The sequence below is a fragment of the Streptomyces sp. NPDC021019 genome, from assembly GCF_044333295.1.
Classification (GTDB): Bacteria; Actinomycetota; Actinomycetes; order Streptomycetales; family Streptomycetaceae; genus Streptomyces.
In genome coordinates, this window is record NZ_JBIRQR010000001.1 from 2022877 (window position 1) to 2043477 (window position 20601).

17 protein-coding genes are annotated in these 20601 nt (G+C 72.7%); 12 read left to right on the forward strand and 5 right to left on the reverse strand.

Annotated elements, in window-relative coordinates; translation table 11 throughout:
* The first annotated feature begins 48 nt into the window (after positions 1–48).
* Genes ACH4RG_RS09355 through ACH4RG_RS09370 form a run of 4 tightly spaced genes read left to right on the forward strand, consistent with a single transcriptional unit; the run spans position 49 to position 3784 of the window.
* On the forward strand, positions 49–966 hold the full coding sequence (locus ACH4RG_RS09355; protein WP_397924253.1) for an ABC transporter ATP-binding protein: 918 nt from the start codon (positions 49–51) through the stop codon (positions 964–966).
* Between the two features lies 1 nt (position 967).
* A complete protein-coding gene (locus ACH4RG_RS09360) occupies positions 968–1771 on the forward strand; it encodes an ABC transporter permease (protein ID WP_398539315.1) in 804 nt (267 codons plus the stop codon).
* Between the two features lie 14 nt (positions 1772–1785).
* Positions 1786–3075, forward strand: a complete 1290-nt coding sequence (locus ACH4RG_RS09365) for a sensor histidine kinase (RefSeq protein WP_397924249.1) — start codon at positions 1786–1788, stop codon at positions 3073–3075.
* 55 nt (positions 3076–3130) lie between these two features.
* Complete coding sequence (locus tag ACH4RG_RS09370; RefSeq protein WP_397928874.1) at positions 3131–3784, forward strand: response regulator; 654 nt, start codon at positions 3131–3133, stop codon at positions 3782–3784.
* 16 nt (positions 3785–3800) lie between these two features.
* Here the strand turns inward: ACH4RG_RS09370 and glgX are convergent, their stop codons facing one another.
* On the reverse strand, positions 3801–6059 hold the full coding sequence (glgX, locus tag ACH4RG_RS09375; RefSeq protein ID WP_397924246.1) for a glycogen debranching protein GlgX: 2259 nt from the start codon (positions 6057–6059) through the stop codon (positions 3801–3803).
* Between the two features lie 152 nt (positions 6060–6211).
* On the opposite strand from glgX, the gene ACH4RG_RS09380 reads away from it, so the two are divergent.
* The 8 genes from ACH4RG_RS09380 (at position 6212) to ACH4RG_RS09415 (ending at position 14149) form a co-directional block, all read left to right on the forward strand.
* Positions 6212–7453: an Ig-like domain-containing protein gene (locus ACH4RG_RS09380; protein WP_398539316.1), complete on the forward strand. Its 1242-nt coding sequence runs from the start codon at positions 6212–6214 to the stop codon at positions 7451–7453.
* Positions 7454–7706: 253 nt separating this feature from the next.
* Complete coding sequence (locus ACH4RG_RS09385) at positions 7707–8954, forward strand: Ig-like domain-containing protein (protein ID WP_397924242.1); 1248 nt, start codon at positions 7707–7709, stop codon at positions 8952–8954.
* A 93-nt stretch (positions 8955–9047) separates the two neighbouring features.
* Positions 9048–9815: an enoyl-CoA hydratase/isomerase family protein gene (locus ACH4RG_RS09390; RefSeq protein WP_397924240.1), complete on the forward strand. Its 768-nt coding sequence runs from the start codon at positions 9048–9050 to the stop codon at positions 9813–9815.
* Positions 9816–10089: 274 nt separating this feature from the next.
* Complete coding sequence (locus ACH4RG_RS09395) at positions 10090–10605, forward strand: ATP-binding protein (RefSeq protein WP_397924238.1); 516 nt, start codon at positions 10090–10092, stop codon at positions 10603–10605.
* Positions 10606–11027: 422 nt separating this feature from the next.
* A complete protein-coding gene (locus ACH4RG_RS09400) occupies positions 11028–11915 on the forward strand; it encodes a polysaccharide deacetylase family protein (RefSeq protein ID WP_398539317.1) in 888 nt (295 codons plus the stop codon).
* Positions 11916–11954: 39 nt separating this feature from the next.
* Positions 11955–12170, forward strand: a complete 216-nt coding sequence (locus tag ACH4RG_RS09405; protein ID WP_007457219.1) for an EF-hand domain-containing protein — start codon at positions 11955–11957, stop codon at positions 12168–12170.
* Between the two features lie 157 nt (positions 12171–12327).
* Positions 12328–13398 (forward strand): CopD family protein, encoded by a 1071-nt coding sequence (locus ACH4RG_RS09410; RefSeq protein WP_398539318.1) that lies wholly within the window; start codon positions 12328–12330, stop codon positions 13396–13398.
* A gap of 94 nt (positions 13399–13492) precedes the next feature.
* A complete protein-coding gene (locus ACH4RG_RS09415; RefSeq protein ID WP_397924232.1) occupies positions 13493–14149 on the forward strand; it encodes a ScbR family autoregulator-binding transcription factor in 657 nt (218 codons plus the stop codon).
* Between the two features lie 35 nt (positions 14150–14184).
* Here the strand turns inward: ACH4RG_RS09415 and ACH4RG_RS09420 are convergent, their stop codons facing one another.
* The 4 genes from ACH4RG_RS09420 to ACH4RG_RS09435 all read right to left on the reverse strand — a co-directional run bounded on the left by ACH4RG_RS09420 (position 14185) and on the right by ACH4RG_RS09435 (position 20244).
* Complete coding sequence (locus ACH4RG_RS09420; RefSeq protein WP_397924230.1) at positions 14185–15660, reverse strand: carboxylesterase/lipase family protein; 1476 nt, start codon at positions 15658–15660, stop codon at positions 14185–14187.
* 41 nt (positions 15661–15701) lie between these two features.
* Entirely contained in the window at positions 15702–17996 is a 2295-nt protein-coding gene (locus ACH4RG_RS09425) for a peptidoglycan recognition protein (protein ID WP_398539319.1), read from the reverse strand.
* Positions 17997–18227: 231 nt separating this feature from the next.
* Positions 18228–19205: a terpene synthase family protein gene (locus tag ACH4RG_RS09430; protein ID WP_398539320.1), complete on the reverse strand. Its 978-nt coding sequence runs from the start codon at positions 19203–19205 to the stop codon at positions 18228–18230.
* A gap of 460 nt (positions 19206–19665) precedes the next feature.
* A complete protein-coding gene (locus ACH4RG_RS09435; protein WP_397924224.1) occupies positions 19666–20244 on the reverse strand; it encodes an NADase-type glycan-binding domain-containing protein in 579 nt (192 codons plus the stop codon).
* Positions 20245–20601: the final 357 nt, after the last annotated feature.

A 20601-nucleotide genomic window follows, 5' to 3' on the forward strand; every position in this document is an offset into this window, starting at 1 on the left:
GCGTGACGGCGGATACCGCCCGCGCCCGCCCGCCGGAACCCTGGGGGCATGGCAATCATCGAAGTCAACGGGGTGCGCAAGAGCTACGCGGGCCGTGACGTGGTCGACGGCGTCTCCTTCTCCGTCGACGAGGGGGAGATCTTCGGCATCCTCGGCCCCAACGGGGCGGGCAAGACCACCACCGTCGAATGCGTGGAGGGCCTGCGCATCCCCGACGCGGGCACCATCAGGGTCGCCGGGCTCGACCCCGTCGCCGACCACGACCGGGTGACCCGGCTGCTCGGCGCCCAGCTCCAGGAGAGCGAGCTCCAGGCCAAACTGACCGTACGGGAGGCGCTGGAGCTGTACACCGCCTTCTACCCGGCCCCCGCCGACTGGCGGCCGCTCGCGGACCGGCTCGGCCTGGCGGACCGGCTCACCACCCGCTTCGCCAAGCTCTCCGGCGGCCAGAAACAGCGCCTGTTCATCGCCCTCGCCCTGATCGGCGACCCGAAGGTCGTCGTGCTCGACGAGCTGACCACCGGCCTCGACCCGCGCGCCCGCCGCGACACCTGGAAGCTCATCGAGGAGATCCGCGACGACGGGGTGACCGTCCTGCTCGTCACCCACTTCATGGAGGAGGCCCAGCGCCTCTGCGACCGGATCGCCGTCATCGACCGGGGCAGGGTCGTCGCCCTGGACACCCCGACCGGGCTGATCCGGCAGGCCGCCGGCTCCACCGTGCTCTCCTTCGTCCCCTCCCGCACCCCGACCGGACCCGAGCTCGACCGCCTCGCCGCGCTGCCGGGGGTCGCCTCGGTGACCCCGCCCGACGCCGCCGGCGTCCTCGTCCTGGGCGCCACCGACGACACCATCACCCCGCTCATCTCCCTGCTCGCCGAACTCGGCGTCACCGCCCAGCGGCTGCGGATCACCGAGACCAGCCTCGACGAAGCCTTCCTCGACCTCACCGGACAGGACGCCTGACATGACCCCCGACACCACCACCGCCCGGGCCGCCGCACCCGCCGCCTCCGCGCCCGCCCGCCGGCGGGGCCCCATGGCGGCCGTGCTGCTCACCGAGACCCGGCTCTTCCTCCGCGAACCCGGCAGCCTCTTCTGGATCCTCGTCTTCCCGACCGCCCTCCTGGTGATCCTCGGCTTCGTCCCGGCGTTCAAGGAGGCCGACGACACCCTCGGCGGACGCCGGGTCATCGACCTGTACGTCCCCGTCTCGGTCCTGCTGGCCATGATCATGGCCGGGCTCCAGGCGATGCCGCCGGTCCTCACCGCCTACCGCGAACGCGGCATCCTGCGCCGCATGTCCACCACCCCGGTGCGGCCCTCGGCCCTCCTCGCCGCCCAGATCATCCTGCACGGCGCCGCCGCCCTCGGCTCGGCGCTCCTGGTCGTCACCGTCGGCCGCGTCGGCTACGCGGTCGCGCTGCCGGGTCAACTGCTGGGCTACGCGCTGGCGTTGCTGCTGGCGGTCGCCGCCGTGCTCGCCCTGGGCGCGACGATCTGCGCCCTGTCCCGTACGACGAAGGCGGCCACCGCGGTCGGCTCGGTCGCCTACCTCATGATGATGTTCACCGCAGGCGTCTGGGTACCCGTCCAGGCGATGCCCGACACCCTGCGCCGCATCGTGCAGGTCACCCCGTTCGGTGCCGCATCCCAGGCACTCGACCAGGCCGCCTCCGGTCACTGGCCGAGCTGGGCGTACCTCGGGGTCGTCGCGCTGTGGACCGCGCTGCTCGGTCTCGCCGCCGCTCGACTCTTCCGCTGGCAGTGACGGAGACTGCCCGTATGACGCAGCCGCTCCGCCCCCCGAGCCTGTCCGGTGCGGCGGGTCCGCGCACGATCGAGCAGCGCTGGGAGCAGTTCTACCGGTACGGGCCCTACGCCGTCCTCACCCTCTCCGTCCTCGTCGGGGGCGTTGCCGCCGACCTGATCATGACCCGTACCGAGATGTACGCGGCCGGGGCCCTGGCCGTCGCGGCGTACGGGCTCCAGCTCTGGTGGGGCCGGGCCCGCCCGCGTACCGCCCGGGGCGGCCCGGCCGGGGTGGCCTACTACGCCGCCCGGACCGTCCTCGCCTTCGCCCTGTCGTGGCTCAACCCGTTCTTCTCGATCTACGCGGCCCTCGGCTACTTCGACGTCGAACCGCTGCTGCCCAAGCGGGCCGTGCGGATCGGGCTGCTCTGCACCGCCGTCACCCTGGCCGGTTCGCAGAGCGGGGGACTGCCGCCCGCATCGCTGATGAACTGGGTCGCCTTCGGCGCGCTGTACCTCATCAACTCCGCCCTCGCCCTCTTCTTCTGGTACGTCGGGATGCGGGAGGAGGAGAAGGCCCGCGTCCAGGTCGAGACCATCGCCGAGCTGGAGCGCACCAACCTCCGGCTGGAGGAGGCCATGGCCCAGAACGCGGCCCTGCACGCCCAACTCCTCGTCCAGGCCCGCGAGGCAGGGGTCGACGACGAGCGGCGCCGGCTCGCCGCCGAGATCCACGACACCCTCGCCCAGGGACTCACCGGGATCATCGCCCAGCTCCAGGTCGTCACCTCCCTGACGGACCGCGATCCGGAGACCGCCCGCGTCCACCTGGAGCGGGCCGCCGCGCTCGCCCGCCACAGCCTCGGCGAGGCCCGCCGCTCCGTGCACAACCTCGCCCCCGTCGCCCTGGAGCACGACGAACTGGCCGGAGCGCTGAAGAAGACCGTCGCCGCCTGGGCCGAACAGCACCGCGTACGGGCCGACTTCACCGTCACCGGCACCGTGGAGCCGGTCCACGACGAGATCGCCGCCACCCTGCTGCGCATCGCGGGCGAAGCCCTCGCCAACGCCGGGCGGCACTCCGGGGCCTCCCGGGTCGGGGTGACGCTGTCCTTCATGGACGACGAACTGACCCTGGACGTACGGGACGACGGGCGCGGCTTCGACCCCGCCGCCGCCACCCCGGCCGACCGCACCGGCGGCTTCGGCCTCGGCGGGATGCGGGCCCGCGCCGAGCGCATCGCGGGCGCGGTCGAGGTGGAGTCGGAACCGGGCGGCGGCACGGCGGTGTCGGCCAGGGTCCCCCTGGTCAGGCACCCCTGAACAGCACCGCGGCAGCCCCTGGCCAGACACCTCCGGCTCGCCGTACCGTGCGGTCATGACCGAGACCGCCGCCCGCACCATCAGCCTCGTCGTCGTCGATGACCACCCGGTCGTCCGGGACGGGCTGCGGGGCATGTTCGCCGCCGCACCCGGATTCGAGGTCCTCGGCGAGGCGGCGAACGGCGTGGACGCCCTCGCGGTCGTCGAGGCCCTCGACCCCGACGTCGTCCTGATGGACCTGCGGATGCCGGGCGGCGGGGGAGTGGCGGCCATCGCGGAGCTGACCCGGCGCGGCGCCCGCTCGAAGGTCCTGGTGCTGACCACGTACGACACCGACTCCGACACCCTGCCCGCGATCGAGGCGGGCGCGACCGGCTACCTCCTCAAGGACGCCCCGCGCGAGGAGCTGTTCGCGGCCGTCCGGGCCGCCGCCGACGGGCGCAGCGTGCTGTCGCCCGCGGTCGCCTCCCGGCTGATGACCCGGGTTCGCGCCCCCGCCGCCGATCCCGCCGGGGCCGCCCTGTCGGCCCGCGAGCGCGAAGTGCTGGTCCTGGTGGCGCGGGGCACCACCAACCGGGAGATCGCCACCGAACTGTTCATCAGCGAGGCGACCGTGAAGACCCACCTCACCCACGTCTTCGCCAAGCTGGGCGCCAAGGACCGGGCCGCGGCCGTCGCCGTCGGCTACGACCGGGGCATCCTCGGCTGATCCGGGTCCCTCCCTCCTACGCCGTCACCCGCAGCAGCAGCACCGAACGGGCCGGCACCGCCATCTCCGTACCGCCGTCCAGGACCGTGCCGGGAGCCTCGGCCTGCTCCTCCCGCGAGGTGTCCAGGACCAGTTCGTAGCGGGCCGCCCACGGTGCTGCCGGCAGGGCGAAGACCGTCGGCTCCGCGCCCGCGTGCAGGACCGCGAGGAAGCTGTCGTCGGTGACCGGTTCGCCCCGCGCGTCCCGCCCCGGGATGTCCCGGCCCGAGAGGTACAGCCCGAGCGTGGCCGCCGGCGCGTACCAGTCGCCCTCCGTCATCTCCCGGCCGTCCCGGGCGAACCACGCCAGGTCCCGCAGTCCGTCCGGGGCCTGCGCGCGGCCGGAGAAGAACGCGCGGCGCCGCAGCACCGGATGGGTCCGGCGCAGCGTCAGCACCCGGGCCGTCAGCTCGGTCAGCTCCCGCCACTCCGGCTGCTCCAGCAGCGCCCAGTCCAGCCAGCCGGTCTCGTTGTCCTGGCAGTAGGCGTTGTTGTTGCCGCCCTGCGTCCGGCCCATCTCGTCGCCCGCCACCAGCATCGGCACCCCGGTGGAGAGCAGCAGGGTGGTCAGCAGGTTGCGGAGCTGACGGCGGCGCAGCGCGTTGATCGCCGGGTCGTCGCTCTCGCCCTCCGCCCCGCAGTTCCACGCCCGGTTGTCGTTCGTCCCGTCCCGGTTGCCCTCCCCGTTGGCCTCGTTGTGCTTCTGCTCGTAACTGACCAGGTCGCGCAGGGTGAAGCCGTCGTGCGCGGTGACGAAGTTGACCGAGGCGTACGGGCGGCGGCCGCCCCAGGCGTACAGGTCGCTGGAGCCGGTCAGCCGGTAGCCGAGATCCCGTACGTCGGGGAGCGCGCCGCGCCAGAAGTCGCGCACCGCGTCGCGGTAGCGGTCGTTCCACTCGGTCCACAGGGGAGGGAAGGCCCCCACCTGGTAGCCGCCGTTGCCCACGTCCCACGGTTCGGCGATGAGCTTGACCCGGCGCAGCACCGGGTCCTGGGCGATCACCGCGAGGAACGGCGAGAGCATGTCGACGTCGTGCATCGAGCGCGCCAGCGCCGCCGCCAGGTCGAAGCGGAAGCCGTCGACGCCCATCTCGGTGACCCAGTAGCGCAGCGAGTCGGTGATGAGCCGCAGCACCTGCGGCTGCACCACGTGCAGGGTGTTGCCGCAGCCGGTGTAGTCGGCGTAGCGCCGCGGGTCGTCCCGCAGCCGGTAGTAGCCCCGGTTGTCGATGCCGCGCAGCGACAGCATCGGGCCCAGCTCGCCCGCCTCCGCCGTGTGGTTGTAGACGACGTCGAGGATCACCTCGATCCCGGCCTCGTGCAGCGCGTGCACCATCCGCTTGAACTCGCCGACCTGCTGGCCCGCCGTCCCGGAGGCGGAGTAGTCGGCGTGCGGGGCGAAGTAGCCGATGGAGTTGTAGCCCCAGTGGTTGCGCAGCCCGCGCCGCAGGAGGTGGTCCTCGTGGGCGAACTGGTGCACCGGGAGCAGCTCGACGGCGCTCACCCCGAGCCGCGTCAGGTGCTCGATCGCGGCCGGGTGCGCGAGCCCCGCGTACGTACCGCGCAGCTCGGGCGGGATGTCCGGGTGCAGCTTGGTGAAGCCGCGCACGTGCAGCTCGTAGATCACGGAGTCCGCCCACGGGGTCTTGGGGCGGCGGTCCTCCACCCAGTCGTCCTCGTCGCGGACGACGACGCCCTTGGGCACGAAGGGCGCCGAGTCCCGGTCGTCCCGCACGGTGTCGGCCACGTGCTGGTCCGGCCAGTCCCGTACGTGCCCGTAGACCTCGGGCGGCAGGGTGAAGGTCCCGTCGACCGCACGGGCGTACGGATCCAGGAGCAGCTTCGCCGCGTTCCAGCGGGCGCCCGTCCACGGGTCCCAGCGGCCGTGCGCCCGGTAGCCGTAACGCTGACCGGGGCGCACCCCGGGGACGAAGCCGTGCCAGATCTCGTGGGTCAGCTCGGTCAGCGGACAGCGGGTCTCCGCGCCCCGCTCGTCGAAGAGGCACAGCTCGACCGCCTCCGCTCCGCCCGCCCACAGCGCGAAGTTGGTCCCCGCCACCCCGTCCGGGCCGACCCGGAAGCGGGCCCCCAGCGGCATCGGGGCCCCGGGCCAGACGGCGGGGGACGCTGCCCTGTCCCGGGCGGCGTCGGCGCGGTGGGCCTCCGCGATCTCCGCCCCGGCGCCCGCCACCGCTTCCCGGTCCTGTACTGCCTCCTGCTCGGCTGCGCTGGACACCGTGTCGCCTCCCGCGGCTCGTGGGACGGGGACCTACGAGTGGCGCGCGGCGTCCCGGCCACGGCCACTTCGGGTAGTCCTCCCCTCTGTTCTGCCCACCGGACGGCCCGCACTCACGTTTCCCCCGACCGGCCCTCGTCGTTGGGGGGAGCGTGAACCAGACAGCGAAGAGCGCACGGGCCGGCTCGGCCGCCGTGCTGACATGGGCAGGACTGCTGACGGTGCTGGCCCTTCTGACCGGCTGCACCGAGGCCCGGGATGCCGTGTTCAACGGCAAGGCGCGACCCTCCGGCGACGCGATCAGCGTCTTCCCCGAGGACGGCGCCGAGGACATCGACGAGGAGACCCGCATCGCGGTGAAGGTCCCCGACGGGCGGCTGGAAAGCGTGAAGGTCAGGCGGATCGAGGACGCGCAGCAGCAGACGGTGGCCGGGCGCATCACCGACGACGGGAGGTCCTGGAAGCCGGAGCGGGCCGCTGGACGGCTCGCCCTCGCGGCGAAGTACAGCATCGACGCGGTGGCCGTGGACGGGGCGGGCCGCCGCTCCGCGCGGCACTCCACGTTCACCACGCTCGTCCCCGAGCACCGCTTCATCGGGTACTTCAAACCGGAGAACCGCTCCACCGTCGGCACCGGCATGATCGTCTCCTTCTCCTTCAACCGCCCGATCGCCGACCGGGCCGCGGTGGAGAAGGCCATCCGGGTGACGTCCGATCCGGTGGTGGAGGTCTCCGGCCACTGGTTCGGCAAGGACCGGCTCGACTTCCGACCCAAGGCGTACTGGAAGCCCGGCACCGAGGTCACCGTCGACATCGGGCTGCGCGACGTCGAGGGCGCCCCGGGGGTCTACGGCAGCCAGGACAAGACCGTCGTCTTCACGGTCGGCCGCTCCCAGGTCTCCCGGGTCGACGCGGAGGAGAAGACCATGGAGGTGCGCCGGGACGGAGAGCTCGTGGACACGGTCCCGATCACCGCGGGGGCCCCGAAGACGACGACGTACAACGGGAAGATGGTCGTCACCGAGATGCACGAGGTGACCCGGATGAACGGGGCCACGGTCGGCTTCACGGACAAGAAGGGCAGGGGCGAGTACGACATCAAGGACGTGCCGCACGCGATCCGGCTCACCGAGTCCGGCACCTTCCTGCACGGCAACTACTGGGCCGACGACTCCGTCTTCGGCGAGGAGAACGTCAGCCACGGCTGCGTCGGGCTGCGCGACGCCAAGGGCGGCAGCGGCTCCACGCCCGGCGGCTGGTTCTTCGACCGGACCCTCATCGGCGACGTGGTCGAGGTGGTCAACTCGAAGGACAAGAAGGTCGCACCGGACAACGGGCTCAGCGGCTGGAACCTCGGCTGGAAGAAGTGGAAGGCCGGCTCCGCCCTGCGCTGAGCCCCGGGCCCCGTCGCGCTCCGCCCCGCGCGCCGAGACCCCGGCCCCCGTCACGTCGCGCCCGCACCCCGCTGCTCCGCCCCGGCACCCCGCGCCACCTGCGCAGCTCCCCGGACCACTGGTACGGAACGGTGACATTCCGGAGGGAGTTCACCCCGCTCGCGGTGTGATTATCTTGCGGCGGCGCGCATGTTCGGCGCGCGGGGGTGCGGGCCATGGCGGGAGCCGGGCCGTGCGAGGGGAGACGACCACAGTGAACGGGCAGCCGATATCGGGGGCATCGGCCGGGGCGAGCGGGAAGCGGCGCGGCGGGCCGGGGCTTCCGGCCCTGGTTCTGGGGGCACTGCTGTTGCTGGTGACGGCGTGCGGCGGCGGTGACACCGGCGCGGGGGACGGGAAGGGGCCGGCGGGCAGCGCGAAGAAGGAGGACACGACCGCCTCGCAGGCGGTGGTGACCATCGCGCCCAAGGACGGCGCGGAGTCCGTGGCGACCAGCGGCGCACTGAAGATCGGCGCCACGCAGGGCAAGCTGACCACGGTGAAGGTCTCCGACCCCAAGGGCAACGAGATCGAGGGCGAGATCGCGGCCGACGGCGCGAGCTGGACGCCCGAGCGGCACCTCGCGGCCGCCACGAAGTACGCGGTGCACGCGGTGGCGAAGGACGGGGAGGGACGTGAGTCGGCGAAGGACACCACCTTCACCACGCTCGTTCCGGCGAACACCTTCATCGGGCACTACACGCCGGAGGACGGCTCGACCGTCGGGGTCGGCATGCCGGTCTCCATCAACTTCACCCGGGGCATCACCGACCCCGACGCGGTGGAGCGGGCGATCAAGGTGACGGCCGAGCCGGCCGTCGAGATCGAGGGCCACTGGTTCGGGAACGACCGTCTCGACTTCCGTCCGGAGAAGTACTGGGCGGCGGGCACCAAGGTGACCGTCGACCTCAACCTCGACGGCGTCGAGGGCCGGCCGGGCGTCTACGGCAAGCAGGCCAAGAAGGTGTCGTTCACCATCGGCCGCAGCCAGGTCTCCACCGTCGACGCGAGCGCGAAGCGGATGAAGGTGGTCCGCGACGGCAAGCAGATCAAGGACATCCCGATCTCCGCGGGCGCCCCGGCGACGACCACGTACAACGGGCAGATGGTCATCAGCGAGAAGCTCAAGGTGACCCGGATGAACGGCGACACCGTCGGCTTCGGCGGCGAGTACGACATCAAGGACGTGCCGCACGCCATGCGGCTGTCCACGTCGGGCACCTTCCTGCACGGCAACTACTGGGGCGCGTCCTCCATCTTCGGCAACAGCAACACCAGCCACGGCTGCGTCGGTCTGCGGGATGTGCGCGGCGGCTACGACAACCAGACGCCCGCGGCCTGGTTCTACGACAAGTCGCTGATCGGCGACGTGGTCATCGTGAAGAACTCCCACGACAAGACCATCCAGCCCGACAACGGCCTCAACGGCTGGAACATGGACTGGGAGGAGTGGAAGAAGTAGGCCTTCCCTCCGCTACCCGATCGACCCGGCGGGCCCGGTGCTGTGACCAACGGCACCGGGCCCGCCGGGGTTAGCAGTGGTTAACCTGCCTCCATGACTGTGACCCTCGAAGTACGCGACGGCGTCGGCACGATCCTCCTGGACCGGCCGCCCATGAACGCCCTGGACGTGGCGATCCAGGACCGGCTGCGGGAGCTGGCCGAGGAGGCGACCCGGCGCGAGGACGTGCGCGCCGTGATCCTCTACGGCGGCGAGAAGGTGTTCGCGGCGGGCGCGGACATCAAGGAGATGCAGGCGATGGACCACACGGCGATGGTCCTGAGGTCCAAGGGCCTCCAGGACGCCTTCACCGCCGTCGCCCGCATCCCCAAGCCGGTCGTCGCCGCCGTCACCGGCTACGCGCTCGGCGGCGGCTGCGAGCTGGCGCTCTGCGCCGACTTCCGGATCGCCGCGGACAACGCCAGGCTCGGCCAGCCGGAGATCCTCCTCGGCCTGATCCCGGGCGCGGGCGGCACGCAGCGGCTGGCCCGGCTGATCGGCCCCTCCCGGGCCAAGGACCTCATCTTCACCGGCCGTATGGTCAAGGCCGAGGAGGCCCTGACGCTGGGTCTGGTCGACCGCGTGGTCCCGGCCGCCGAGGTCCACGAGCAGGCGCACGCCTGGGCCGCCAAGCTGGCCAAGGGGCCCGCACTGGCGCTGCGCGCGGCCAAGGAGTCGATCGACGCCGGGCTGGAGACGGACATCGACACCGGGCTCACGATCGAGCGGAACTGGTTCTCCGGTCTGTTCGCCACCGAGGACCGCGAGCGGGGCATGCGCAGCTTCGTCGAGGAAGGTCCGGGCAAGGCCACGTTCGGCTGACCGGTAGTCGGAACGGGTGGCCCGGTAGTCGGCTTGGGCGTTCTCGCGCGGGGAGTTCATCCGTCAGAGCGGATTATCCGGGCCTTAAGGCAACCTTAAGGCCCGGTGCCGCCTTCGGCTCGGCCGCCCTCGTCGGGAAGGGTGTCGCCGCAGCTCAGCGGGGCCGTTCGGGGAATTGCTCTGCCAGAGGCATATGCCAAGTGCCTTCTGTGCCATGGGCTGTTCCGGGGTGCGGATTCCTCCGGAACGGCCCCGGAGGGCGATCCGTGCGGCCATGATGGTGGGCATGGCGGGCCTGGAGGGTGTGGATCAGCCGCGACCGCGCAGCAGCGCGACCGCGGCACGCTGGACGTCGACCATGGATGACGAACAGGCGTTCAAGGCGCTGGAGTTGTTCGGAAATCCGACCGAGGGGGAGGTCCGGCTGCCGTCCCGCCCGGAGTCGGCGGCCACGGCCCGGCGCATCACTTCCTGCGTCGTGCTCCGCCAGTGGGGCCTCTCGCCCCAGACCGCCGAGTACGCGGTGCTCCTCGTCTCCGAGCTCGTGGGGAACGCGGTGCGCCACACCGGGGCCCGTGCCTTCGGGTTACGGATGGTCAAACGCCGGGGCTGGATCCGGATCGAGGTGCGCGACCCGTCGCGCGGGCTGCCGTGTCTGATGCCGGTGCGCGAGATGGACATCAGCGGCCGCGGGCTCTTCCTCGTCGACAAGCTCTCCGATCGCTGGGGGGTGGATCTGCTGCCGCGCGGTAAGTCCACCTGGTTCGAGATGCGCATCTCCGACCGCTGACCGTCCCGCCTGCCGCCCTCCCCGCCCTGGCGCCCTGTTGGCGCCGGATGCGCAGAAGCCCCCGGTCGGCCGTGGTGCGGCGCTGCGGGGGCTTCTGGCGGGGGCCGTGAAATGGGGGGTGTGTCCACGGCCGCTTGTGAACGACCTGTGCCCGGGTCAATGGGGGTCGTGTCTCCGACTATGGCAGACGGGCGACCCCGGTGCCAAAGCGACTTGTCGGCCTATTTATGGAACAAGCGGGCATTCGCCGGTTGAATCGCAGGTGGGCTGAGTCACTCGCCTGGCATTCCATGCATCCTTATGGCAATGCCTGAATGATTCATTGATCATCTGATGAATGGCCCAATCAGCTCATTTCGCCCATCGCGCCTCTACTGTGTCCCGGGAACCGAGGGAATCCGTGGAACGCGAGGTGGTCGGGCATGGACGGACGCAGGGCCTCGATGGGCCGCCGGGACGCCCTGGGCGCGGGGGCCGGGGCGCTGGCCGCCGTCCTCACCGCGGGATGCGCCCGGAGCGACGGGCCGGGCGGAGCCGCCGGACCCGTGGCCGTCACCCGTCCTCCTGGCGAGGCCCCCGCCACCGCTGCCCCCGGCACCCCGGCCCCCGACGCCACCGCGACTCCGCGTCCCGCCGCCTCCCGGGCCGCCGCCCCCGTCCCGCACCGCTTCCCCGGCATGCCCTTCCGGATCGCGCACGGCCCCCGCGACCGGCCCCGCGTCGCCCTCACCTTCGACGGACGCGGCGATCCGGAGCTCGCCCACGCCGCCCTCGCCCGCTGCGAACAGGCCGGCGCACGCGTCACCGTGCTCGCGGTCGGCGCCTGGCTCGCCGAACACCCCGGCCTGGCCCGCCGGATCCTCGACGGGGGCCACGAGATCGGCAACCACACCGAGCACCACCTCGACCTCGCGTCCCTGGACGAACGCGCCGCCTACGAGGAGATCGCCGCGTGCGCCCGGCGACTGCGCCGGCTCACCGGGTCCATCGGCGCCTGGTTCCGCCCCTCGCCCACCGCGTACGCCTCCCCGCTCCTCCAGCGCCTCGCCCAGCGGGCCGGCTACCCCCATGTCCTCGGCTGCGACGTGGAGTCGCTCGACCACGCGGCCACCCGCGTCGCCGCCGTCACCCGGAAGGTCGCGGGGGAGTTGCGCAACGGATCGGTGGTGGAGCTGAGTCTCGGCCGGCCGGTCACCGTCGACGCGCTGCCGCTGCTGCTCGCCGAGATCGGCCGCCGCGGGCTGCGCGCGGTGACGGCCACGGAACTGCTGGGCCGACCGGCCGCCGATGTCACCCGGACGGCCCGATAATCTGACCCCTGACATTCGGCATCACGAAGGGGCGGAACTGTGGCGGACATCGAGTCGGCGCGGACGGCATTCGAGCGGTTCGACAAGAACGGCGACGGGCTCATCACGGCCAACGAGTACAAGAGCGCGATGGCCCAGCTGGGCGACCCCTTCGTCACCGAGACGGTGGCGCAGGCGATCATCAACGCCCACGACGCCAACGGCGACGGCCTGCTGACCTTCGACGAGTTCTGGGCCTCGCAGAACAAGGCCTGATCCGCCGCGGCGGCCGGTCCCGCGTCCATCGGGGCCCGGCCGCCGCCGGACACGTCCCAAGAGCCCCCCTTCCGGCCCTTTCCGGGTGCCTTCCGGCGGTCCCGCCCACCGTGCGCGGCTTGCTGTGTCTTTGTCCACCGGCGAGGATCGGGCCGTGATGTTCTCCGGACCCCCCGCCGACCCGGCCGCGCCGACCGGGCCCGGCCTCTCGCCCGCGGCGGCGGACATACCCGCGCCGACGGACGGCGCGCCCGTCGCCGACGGGATACCCGGGGGATTCCCCGGGCGGCCGGCCGGACGCTCCTGGGCCACCCCTCTCCTGGTGTGCGCCGCAGGCGCCCTCGCGCTCCTCGTGGCCCTGCTCGGCCCCGGCCTCGTGGCCCGCGGCACCGGGGAGCTCCGGATACCCGGCGCGGGGCTCACCACCGTGCTCCGCACCGTCCTGTTCGCCGCGCTCGCCCTCCACCTCGGCGAACTCCTCGCCCCGCAACTCATCCGGCCCGTCCGGGGCCGCCCCCGTACCGCCGTACGGAGCTGGGCGGTGTACGCCTCGCTCGCCGGGGCGGCCGCCGCGGCCGGGCAGATCGTCCGCCTCGCCGCCGTCAGCGATCTCGGGATCACCGAGACCTACGGCACCCGCGAGGGCGGACTGCTCCTCCTCATCGCCAACGGCCTGGTCCTCGCCGCCTTCTGCGCCGCGAGCCGACGCCCGGCCCTCGCCCTCGCCCCGCTCGCCCTCGTCATCGGCGCGGAGGCCCTGCGCGCCCACCCGGAGGCCTACAGCCCCGAGTTCGGCGCCGCCCTCACCGTCGTCCACCTGACCGCCGCGTCGCTGTGGACCGGTGGCCTGCTGTACGTCCTGCGCGCCATGTGGCTCTGGCGCGGCTCACCCGTCGCGGCCCGAGCCCTGCTCGGCCGGTACGCGCGCCTGGCGATCTGGCTGTACGTCGCCCTCGCCGCCACCGGCACGGCGTCGACCCTGCGCCGGCTGCCGCTGGACGTGGTGTTCACCTCCGCCTACGGGCGCACTCTGCTGGTGAAGCTGGCGCTGATGGCCGTGGTCAGCGTGCTGGCGGTGGCGGCCCGGCGGCGGATGCTCCGGGACACCGACCCGTCGGTCGCCCACCGGCTGGCCCGCCGGGAGCAGGTCGTACTGGGCCTGGTCGTGGTGGTCTCGGCGATCCTCACCGTCGTCCCCGACCCGCACTGGATCTCCCTGCGGTCCTGAAAGGGACGGATGCCTGACATCCGGCCGTGTACCGGGGAGCGTGTCGCCGTGCCCCCGGGTAGCGTCGGAGGCGACCGAGGGAGGCGTCACGGCGATGCAGGAGCACGGGGAGAGCCAAGACCGCGGCGAGCAGACGGTCCGGCGGCTCGTCGAGGCAGCCGGATTCGTGATCGACCGGGCCGGGTACGCCGGTGCGTCGACCCCGGAGATCCTGCGCCGGGCCGGAGTCTCCCGCGGCGTCTTCCACCACCACTTCGAGGGCAAGGAGCAGCTCGGCAACGCGATCCTGGACCGCCAGCACGCGTTCTTCCAGCAGATCTCCGAGCAGGCGGATGCGGGCCCGGCACCCAAGGTCTGGCTCCAGGCGCTGATCGACATCAGCCACCTCTACACCGCCGGCATCCTGGAGGACCCCGTCCTGCGGGCCGCCGTGCGCCTGTCGATCGAACCGGGCCCCTACCTGACCGCCGAGAGCTACGCGGGCCCGCTCGGGGCCGTCACCGCCGTCCTCGAATCCGCGCGTGCCGCCGACGAACTCCAGGACCACGTCACCCCGGAGGAGGCGTCCCGGACCATCGTCGGCTGCTACAGCGGAGTGCAGCTCCTCGCGCTCGCCCTCGACGAGCGCGACGCCCTGCACCAGCAGGTCAGCGCCATGTGGGCCCTGATCATGCCCGGTCTCTCCCGCCCCGCCGTCCTCACCCGGCTGCGCCTGAGCGCCCCACCCGCGGACGCGGCGCGGCAGCGCTGACCCCCGGCCCGTTCCGTAGGGGTCTCCGTGCGGCCTCAGCGCCTGTACGGCTGCCAGCCGCGCAACTCGTCGTCGCGCGGGGCCAGGACCAGCTCCGGTGCGCCCGGGCCGAAGACCGTCACGGGCCGCCGTGCGTCCCAGGACGGCCACCCCGGATCCCCGCCCGTCGCGAAGTCCACCCAGGCCCGGTGCATCGCGTCCGCCAGCTCCTGCGGGGCGTCCGGTCCCGTCAGGGCCATGGTGTCGGGGTGGGCGAGCGTGTCGAAGACGAAGCCCAGCTCCAGCGCGTGACAGGCGCCGAGGCGCTGTACGGGGGTGGGCCAGCCGAACTCGTACACGTACGTGGCGCCGGGCGCGTCCGTCCGGGCGTCGGCCAGCCGGTTGAGCGGGACCCGCAGCAGCAGGTCCGTCGCGAGCGCGCCGAGGATCTCACCGGGGGTGGCGTCCGGGCGGTTGGCGCGGTAGACGCGGGCCGTGGCCCCCGGCACCTTGAACTTCAGCAGGGCGAGGCGGAGCCGCAGCGCGCTGATCCTCTCGGTGAGCCCGCCGGGCACGAACCAGAGCCGGTACTCCTCGGTGTTCGTCCCCAGCAGCAGGTCGATCCCGGCGGACGCCCCCGCGTGCAGCGCCTCCACGGGGTCGTGCGGCAGCAGTTCGCCGTCCACGACCAGCGGGAAGGAGTTGCGGCCGGTCAGCGGGTTCCCGCCGCCGGTGACCTCGGTCTGCGCGGTGAGCAGCGCCTCCGGGTCCACGGCGGCCAGCGCGGCGGCCGTCGCGGGGACCCCGAGCCGCTTCGCGATCAGCTCGGTCGTCCCGCGCGCGGCGGCGGGCGGCAGCGCGGCGGGCGCCCCGCTCTGGAGCACCGCCCGCCGCAGCAGCCCCGCCGACCGGGGCGAGGCCAGCAGGGCGGCGATGCCGACCGCCCCCGCCGACTCCCCGGCCACCGTCACCCGGTCCGGGTCCCCGCCGAAGGCCGCGATGTTGTCGCGCACCCACTCCAGGGCGGCCAGTTGGTCCAGGAGCCCCCGGTTGGCGGGCGCGTCCGGGAAGACGCCGAAGCCCTCGACGCCCAGGCGGTAGTTGACCGAGACGAGGACCACCCCGTCCCGGGCGAACGCGGACCCGTCGTACACCGGCACCGCCGAGGAGCCGTGCACCAGCGAACCCCCGTGGATCCACACGAGCACCGGCAGCCCGGCCGTACCCCGCTCCGGCGAAGGCGTCCACACGTTCAGGTTCAGACAGGCGTCGCCCGGCACCGCCGGATCCGGCAGCAGCCGGTCCAACGGTGGGGCGTAGGGCCGTTTGGGGGCCGTCGGGCCGTACGCCACGGTCTCGCGCACCCCCGTCCACGGCTCCGGGGGGCCGGGCGCGCGGAACCTGCGCGCGCCCACCGGCGGGGCCCCGTACGGGATGCCGCGGAAGACCGCGACGCCCCGCTCCACCGCACCGCGCACGGTGCCGTGCACGGTCCGCGCCTGGGGGCGAGCCCCCGCCACGATGTCGGACATGGTGCGTGCCCACCCTTCTCGCGGTGCGGTGGTCCGGGCGGCTACTTCAGGTAGACCAACCCGTCCGTGGTCAGCGTCGGGCGGCCCTTCGTGCCGACGACCACGATCTTGACCGTGTGCTTGGCGCTGGAGGACCAGGACTTCGTCCAGATCGCCTGCCGGTACTTGGTGGCCGAGGACTTCAGGTCCACCGTGGCGGCCTTCTTCCCGTCGACGTAGACGTATGCCTGCCCCGAAGTGGCGGCCCGCGACACCACCCAGGCGGCTGACCGGCCGGTGAACGTCCAGGTCAGACTCGCGCCCTTGGCGCTGCTGGAGTACGACTTGCCGCCCAGGTAGCTGCCGGAGGACTTCGTGGTCCACTTGCCGCCCTTCTTGGCGGCGGACTCCTGGAGGATCACCGGGGTGCCGGAGACCGAGGCGGCGGCCGTGTTGCCCGCGCGGTCGTACGCCGTCATCTTCCAGGCGGTCGCCTTGGCGGGCTTCGCGGTGTGCGAGGCGCTGCCCGTGGTCGGGCCGTAGGTCTTCGCGACGGGGGCGGTCAGCCTGACCTCCTTGAGGGAGGCGGCGTCGGTGGCCTTCCACTTCAGGGTGAGCGGGACCGAGGTGGCGTTCACCGTGCCGGAGCGCAGGGCGAGGGCCGGCTTGGTGGAGAAGACCGGCGGTGCGGTGTCGGCGACCACGGTCGCGACCGGCGACAGGGAGGTCTTCCCCGACTGGTGGGTGGCCCGGACGTGCACGGAGTGCTTGCCGGCGGGGAGGGTGGCCGGGGCCGAGGTGACGTTGCCCTTGACCGTGGCCACCGGCTTTCCGCCGACGAGCAGTTCGTATCCCTTGACGAAGGAGGAGGGCGTGGCCGCCTTCCACCCGACGGTGATCTTCGACCGGGTGTAGTACGTGGAGCCGGAGGCGCTCGCCCCGGTCACCGAGGAGATGGCGAGACCGGTGACGGGTCCGGCGGCCAGGGCGCGGATGGCCGGGAGCTGCTGGTAGAGGGAGAGCCCGGGGCACTCGGTGGCGAACCCGTCCCGGTGCCCGGAGATCCGGGGGAAGGCGTACTGCTGGCCGGCGACGAAGTTCTTGTGGGCCATGTTCTTGCCGTTGGCCCCCGCGGTGAGCTGGACGGAACCGGCCGGGTCGCCCTTGTACTGGCCGAGCTTCCACGCGGCGACGCGGGCGACGGAGGTGGTCGCGGCGGTGGCGGCCTTGGTGTCGGTGTACATGCCGATCACGGCGATACCGGCAGTGTCCCGGTTGAACCCGTAGGTGTGCGCTCCCATGACGGGCCGGTCCACACCGCCCTTGCGGCCCTCGAAGACCGTGCCGCACTTGTCGACGATGAAGTTGTAGCCGAGGTCCTTCCAGCCGTTCGACTTCACGTGGTACGTGTGCAGACCGCGCACGATGGCCGCCGAGTCGGCGCAGGAGTACGCGTTCGTCTGCGCCGTGTGGTGGACGAAGACGGCCTTGACCCCGTCCAGGTAGTCGGGCGCCTCGGTGCTGAGCGACTCGTCGGCCTTCCAGGCCGCCCGGGAGACGATCGGCGGCTGGGGAACGGTGGACGGCGGGACGGGCGGGAGCGTCGGGGACGGGGAGCCGGTGGGCGTCGTCGGTGAAGCGGACGGCGTCGGGGACTCGGTGCTCGGGCTCGGCGTGGGGCTCGGCGGCTCCGGCGTCTCCGTGGTCGGGGTGGGCGAAGGCTCGTCCGTGGGCTCCTCGACCGGCTCCTCCGCGGGCGGGGTGACCGGGGGCTCCTCGCCGGGCGTGGGCTCCTCGGAGGGGGTCTCCTCGATGCTGAACGCGGCCGGTTCGGCGGCGAGCGGGGTGGTGTCGCCGCCCGGGTCGACCGTGTCGAGCCGCAGTCCGTCGGGCAGTCCGGCCCGGGTGCCGTCACCGGCGCGGACGCGGACCTCGACGCCGTTGGAGGGGCCGACCCAGCGGGGTTCGGTGGTGCCGCGGACGCCGGACCGGCCGGTCTCGGTGCGGCCGTCGATCTCGGTGTCCAGGGGCAGCCAGCCGGTCCATTCGCCGGTGGCGGCGGAGCGGGTGCGGGCCTCGACGCTTCCCGTCACCCGGGCGGCGGGATCGGTCCAGGTGACGCCGAGCAGGCTGAACGGTTCGGCGTCGCGCCGCGCGAGCGACGCGGTACCGCCGTCGGGCGAGGTCTTCAGCGCGGTCCTGTGGACATCGGCCTTCACCGGGGCGGACTTGGCGTCCGCCGCCCGCCCGTCGCGGTCGGCTTCGGAGGTGCCGGTCACACCCTGGAAGACCAGGACACCCGCCACGGCCGCCGTCGTGACGGCGGCCGTGGTCCAAACTCTTCGCTGTGCTCTCACGTGTGATTCCCCGGGGACGGCGCTGGCTGGAAGGCAGGGCATTCCGGCCGGTCAGTCGCTGACCGGGGGCACGACGTCTCCGTCGGCCCGGCCGGTGGGGCGACCCGGGACACGCTTGCGGGCCTCAGTCTTCCATGCGATCGGACCGGATCCCACTCCACCCTGCCGTCGTCCGGCAGGAGACGTCCGGGCCGAATGGCGGGGCGGAGGCGATCGTCGCGGGCGGGGCGCTCAGGCGGCGAAGTGCTGGGACAGCGAGTCCCGTTCGTCCAGCTCCACCAGATCCGGGCGGGTGTAGCGCTCGGCGCGCGCGTGGTAGTCGAAGTCACCCCGTACGAGTCCCCGGTAGTCCTGGATGCAGCGCTCCAGGGCCGCCCGGGTCGGGCCGCCGATGCCCGCCGCCTCGATCTCCTCGATCAGTTCCCTTTCCGCCCGCTGCACCCGCTCCGCTATCCGGGCCAGTTGGATACCTGCCTCGTCGACCGCTTCCTGGAGGGTGCATCCCCGGTCGAGCTGAATCAGCCGTACGGCGTTGTGCTCGTACCCGAGAGCGGCTTCCTTCTCGAAGGAGCAGATGTCGTTGCAGAGCCCGGAATGATCGGTGACCGCGTTCCGTAGGGCGATATACGCGGGCAGGCTCCGGGCGGAATCCGGGAGGTCGATTCCGGCGGTGATCTCGTGCAGGCAGAGAAAGGGCTGCATGGCGACTGAATCCCGCCGGTGCTTGGCGAACTCTGCCCGGCTCGGCACCTGTCCGGCGGCGCGCTCGACGGCCTCGGCGTAGTACGTCCACAGCCAGGCGGCGGTATCCCTCCGGAACTGCCGGTTCCACTGCGGCGACCGGCCGCGGCAGGTACGGTCCCGCAGCCCGGCGAGCGCCCGCTCCATCGGCCCGCTCGGTGCGGCCCCGTCGAGGACGTCCACCAGGCGGGTGATCGCCGTCTCGCACATCAGGGGATTGCGTCCGGCCGGGCCGTCGTCGAACTCGTCATCCACCAGGAAGGCCCAGAAGAGCCATTGACAGAAGAGGTCGAGATGCTCCTGAGTGGCCTGCGGGAAGATGAGCGAAATCCATAGTTCCGGGCGCGTCCGGATCATTTTCTTCCGGGCCGGAAGGGACAGGTGGAGCCCTTCGGATTCGGCCCATTCCCAGGCTGCCCCGCGGGTTTCCGCCTGGCCTGGATGGCATCCAGCACTCTGGAACGGCATGTGAAACGCCGGTAACGTGATCTGGCTCATTGCAGCCCCTCGTCTGATGAATACGGGCGGACGATGTGAACGACGCATTCCGGGTGATCGGGCAAGGGGACGGGCCCGTTGGGAGGCGGCGGCCGAGAACCGGGGGGCCGGGCGGCGGGGCGATGTGCGAGGTGGGAGGGCCATCACTCTCCTCCTTCCTCCGCCGGGAGCCCGGCGCGCCGGGGCAGGGTCGGCGAGCCGGTGGGCGGGCGCGTCACCATGTGTAGTGCCCAGTCAACCCCGGGTGGGGGTGCGGAGGGAAGCCATGTGTGACCGAAAATGTTTGATCGTCAATAACTCTCTGATCGCTACTGGGCAGTTGGTGACCTCGCGGAATCCTCGGTGCGGCAGTGTCGGGAGTGTCGTGCGACGGGACTGAGTGACGCCCTCCGGCTCGGTGCGCGCCTGCCTACCGCTCGGGCGCGCCTGCTCAGGTGCGCTTGAAGAACTCGACCTCGCCGACCGCGATCGGCCGCCCCTCGCCCTGGCCGGTGGCCTCCCGCAGCACCAGCTCCACGGAGACGACGTCGCTGATGCCCATCCGTGTCTCCTGCTTGCCGGGCTTGTCGTTGAGGGTCACCGTCTTCTTGTGCACCTTGTCGTCCTTCGTGGTGACGATCAGCTCCGCCCGGGTCGGCCGCGCGCCCCGCCGGAACTCCTGCGGCTCCTTCGACACACCGGTGTACACCACGACGCCGACCAGCCGGAACGGCGTCCGGAACGAGGCGGTCAGCGACGCGCCGAGCGCGGGGGCGCCCCAGTACTTGTTCGTCAGGGTGTCGATGGCCGCGCTCGCCGGGTGACCGGGAGCCGAGGCACTGGCGGTCACCCCGGTGGGGCTGATCTCCCGCGTGCCGCCGAGCTTGTCCCGGACGTCCTCGTAGACGTAGCGGCCGAGCGGGAAGAACAGGAAGCCCGCCATCAGCAGCCCGGCCACGACCAGGATCAGCAGCGTCCGCCGCAGCGCCCGGCCCGAACCGCCGCGCACCCGGCGGCGGAACGGCCACACGGTGCGCCACCACGGCAGGGCGGCGGGCTGTTCCCGGGTCCGGAGCGGAGCGGCGCACCGCCGACAGAACTGCCTCCCCGGCAGGTTCGGTGTGCCGCAGGCCGGGCAGGGCGGACCGTCCGGCGTCTCGTCCGCCTCCACCGGCCGCACGACGGGCCGCCGGGCCACGGGCTTGGCCGGCCGTACCGCCCCGATGGGTTCGTCTCCCCCGTCCCCGTCGGACGCATTCCGGGAGGCCGGTGCGGCGACCGCTGCGGATTCCGGGATTCCGGGGCGTACGGGGGCGGGGGCGGGCCGGGCCGGAGGCACGGGCGGAGTCGCCGGCACGGGGTGCGCCGGGGGCGCGGTGGGCTGCGG

Bases quoted from the DNA above. Each gene is read 5' to 3' on its own strand.
- ACH4RG_RS09355 (WP_397924253.1), top strand. From the start codon at position 49: ATGGCAATCATCGAAGTCAACGGGGTGCGCAAGAGCTACGCGGGCCGT.
- ACH4RG_RS09390 (WP_397924240.1), top strand. From the start codon at position 9,048: ATGACTGTGACCCTCGAAGTACGCGACGGCGTCGGCACGATCCTCCTG.
- ACH4RG_RS09360 (WP_398539315.1), top strand. From the start codon at position 968: ATGACCCCCGACACCACCACCGCCCGGGCCGCCGCACCCGCCGCCTCC.
- ACH4RG_RS09430 (WP_398539320.1), bottom strand. From the start codon at position 19,205: ATGCCGTTCCAGAGTGCTGGATGCCATCCAGGCCAGGCGGAAACCCGC.
- ACH4RG_RS09400 (WP_398539317.1), top strand. From the start codon at position 11,028: ATGGACGGACGCAGGGCCTCGATGGGCCGCCGGGACGCCCTGGGCGCG.
- ACH4RG_RS09420 (WP_397924230.1), bottom strand. From the start codon at position 15,660: ATGTCCGACATCGTGGCGGGGGCTCGCCCCCAGGCGCGGACCGTGCAC.
- ACH4RG_RS09415 (WP_397924232.1), top strand. From the start codon at position 13,493: ATGCAGGAGCACGGGGAGAGCCAAGACCGCGGCGAGCAGACGGTCCGG.
- ACH4RG_RS09395 (WP_397924238.1), top strand. From the start codon at position 10,090: ATGATGGTGGGCATGGCGGGCCTGGAGGGTGTGGATCAGCCGCGACCG.
- ACH4RG_RS09410 (WP_398539318.1), top strand. From the start codon at position 12,328: ATGTTCTCCGGACCCCCCGCCGACCCGGCCGCGCCGACCGGGCCCGGC.
- ACH4RG_RS09370 (WP_397928874.1), top strand. From the start codon at position 3,131: ATGACCGAGACCGCCGCCCGCACCATCAGCCTCGTCGTCGTCGATGAC.
- ACH4RG_RS09365 (WP_397924249.1), top strand. From the start codon at position 1,786: ATGACGCAGCCGCTCCGCCCCCCGAGCCTGTCCGGTGCGGCGGGTCCG.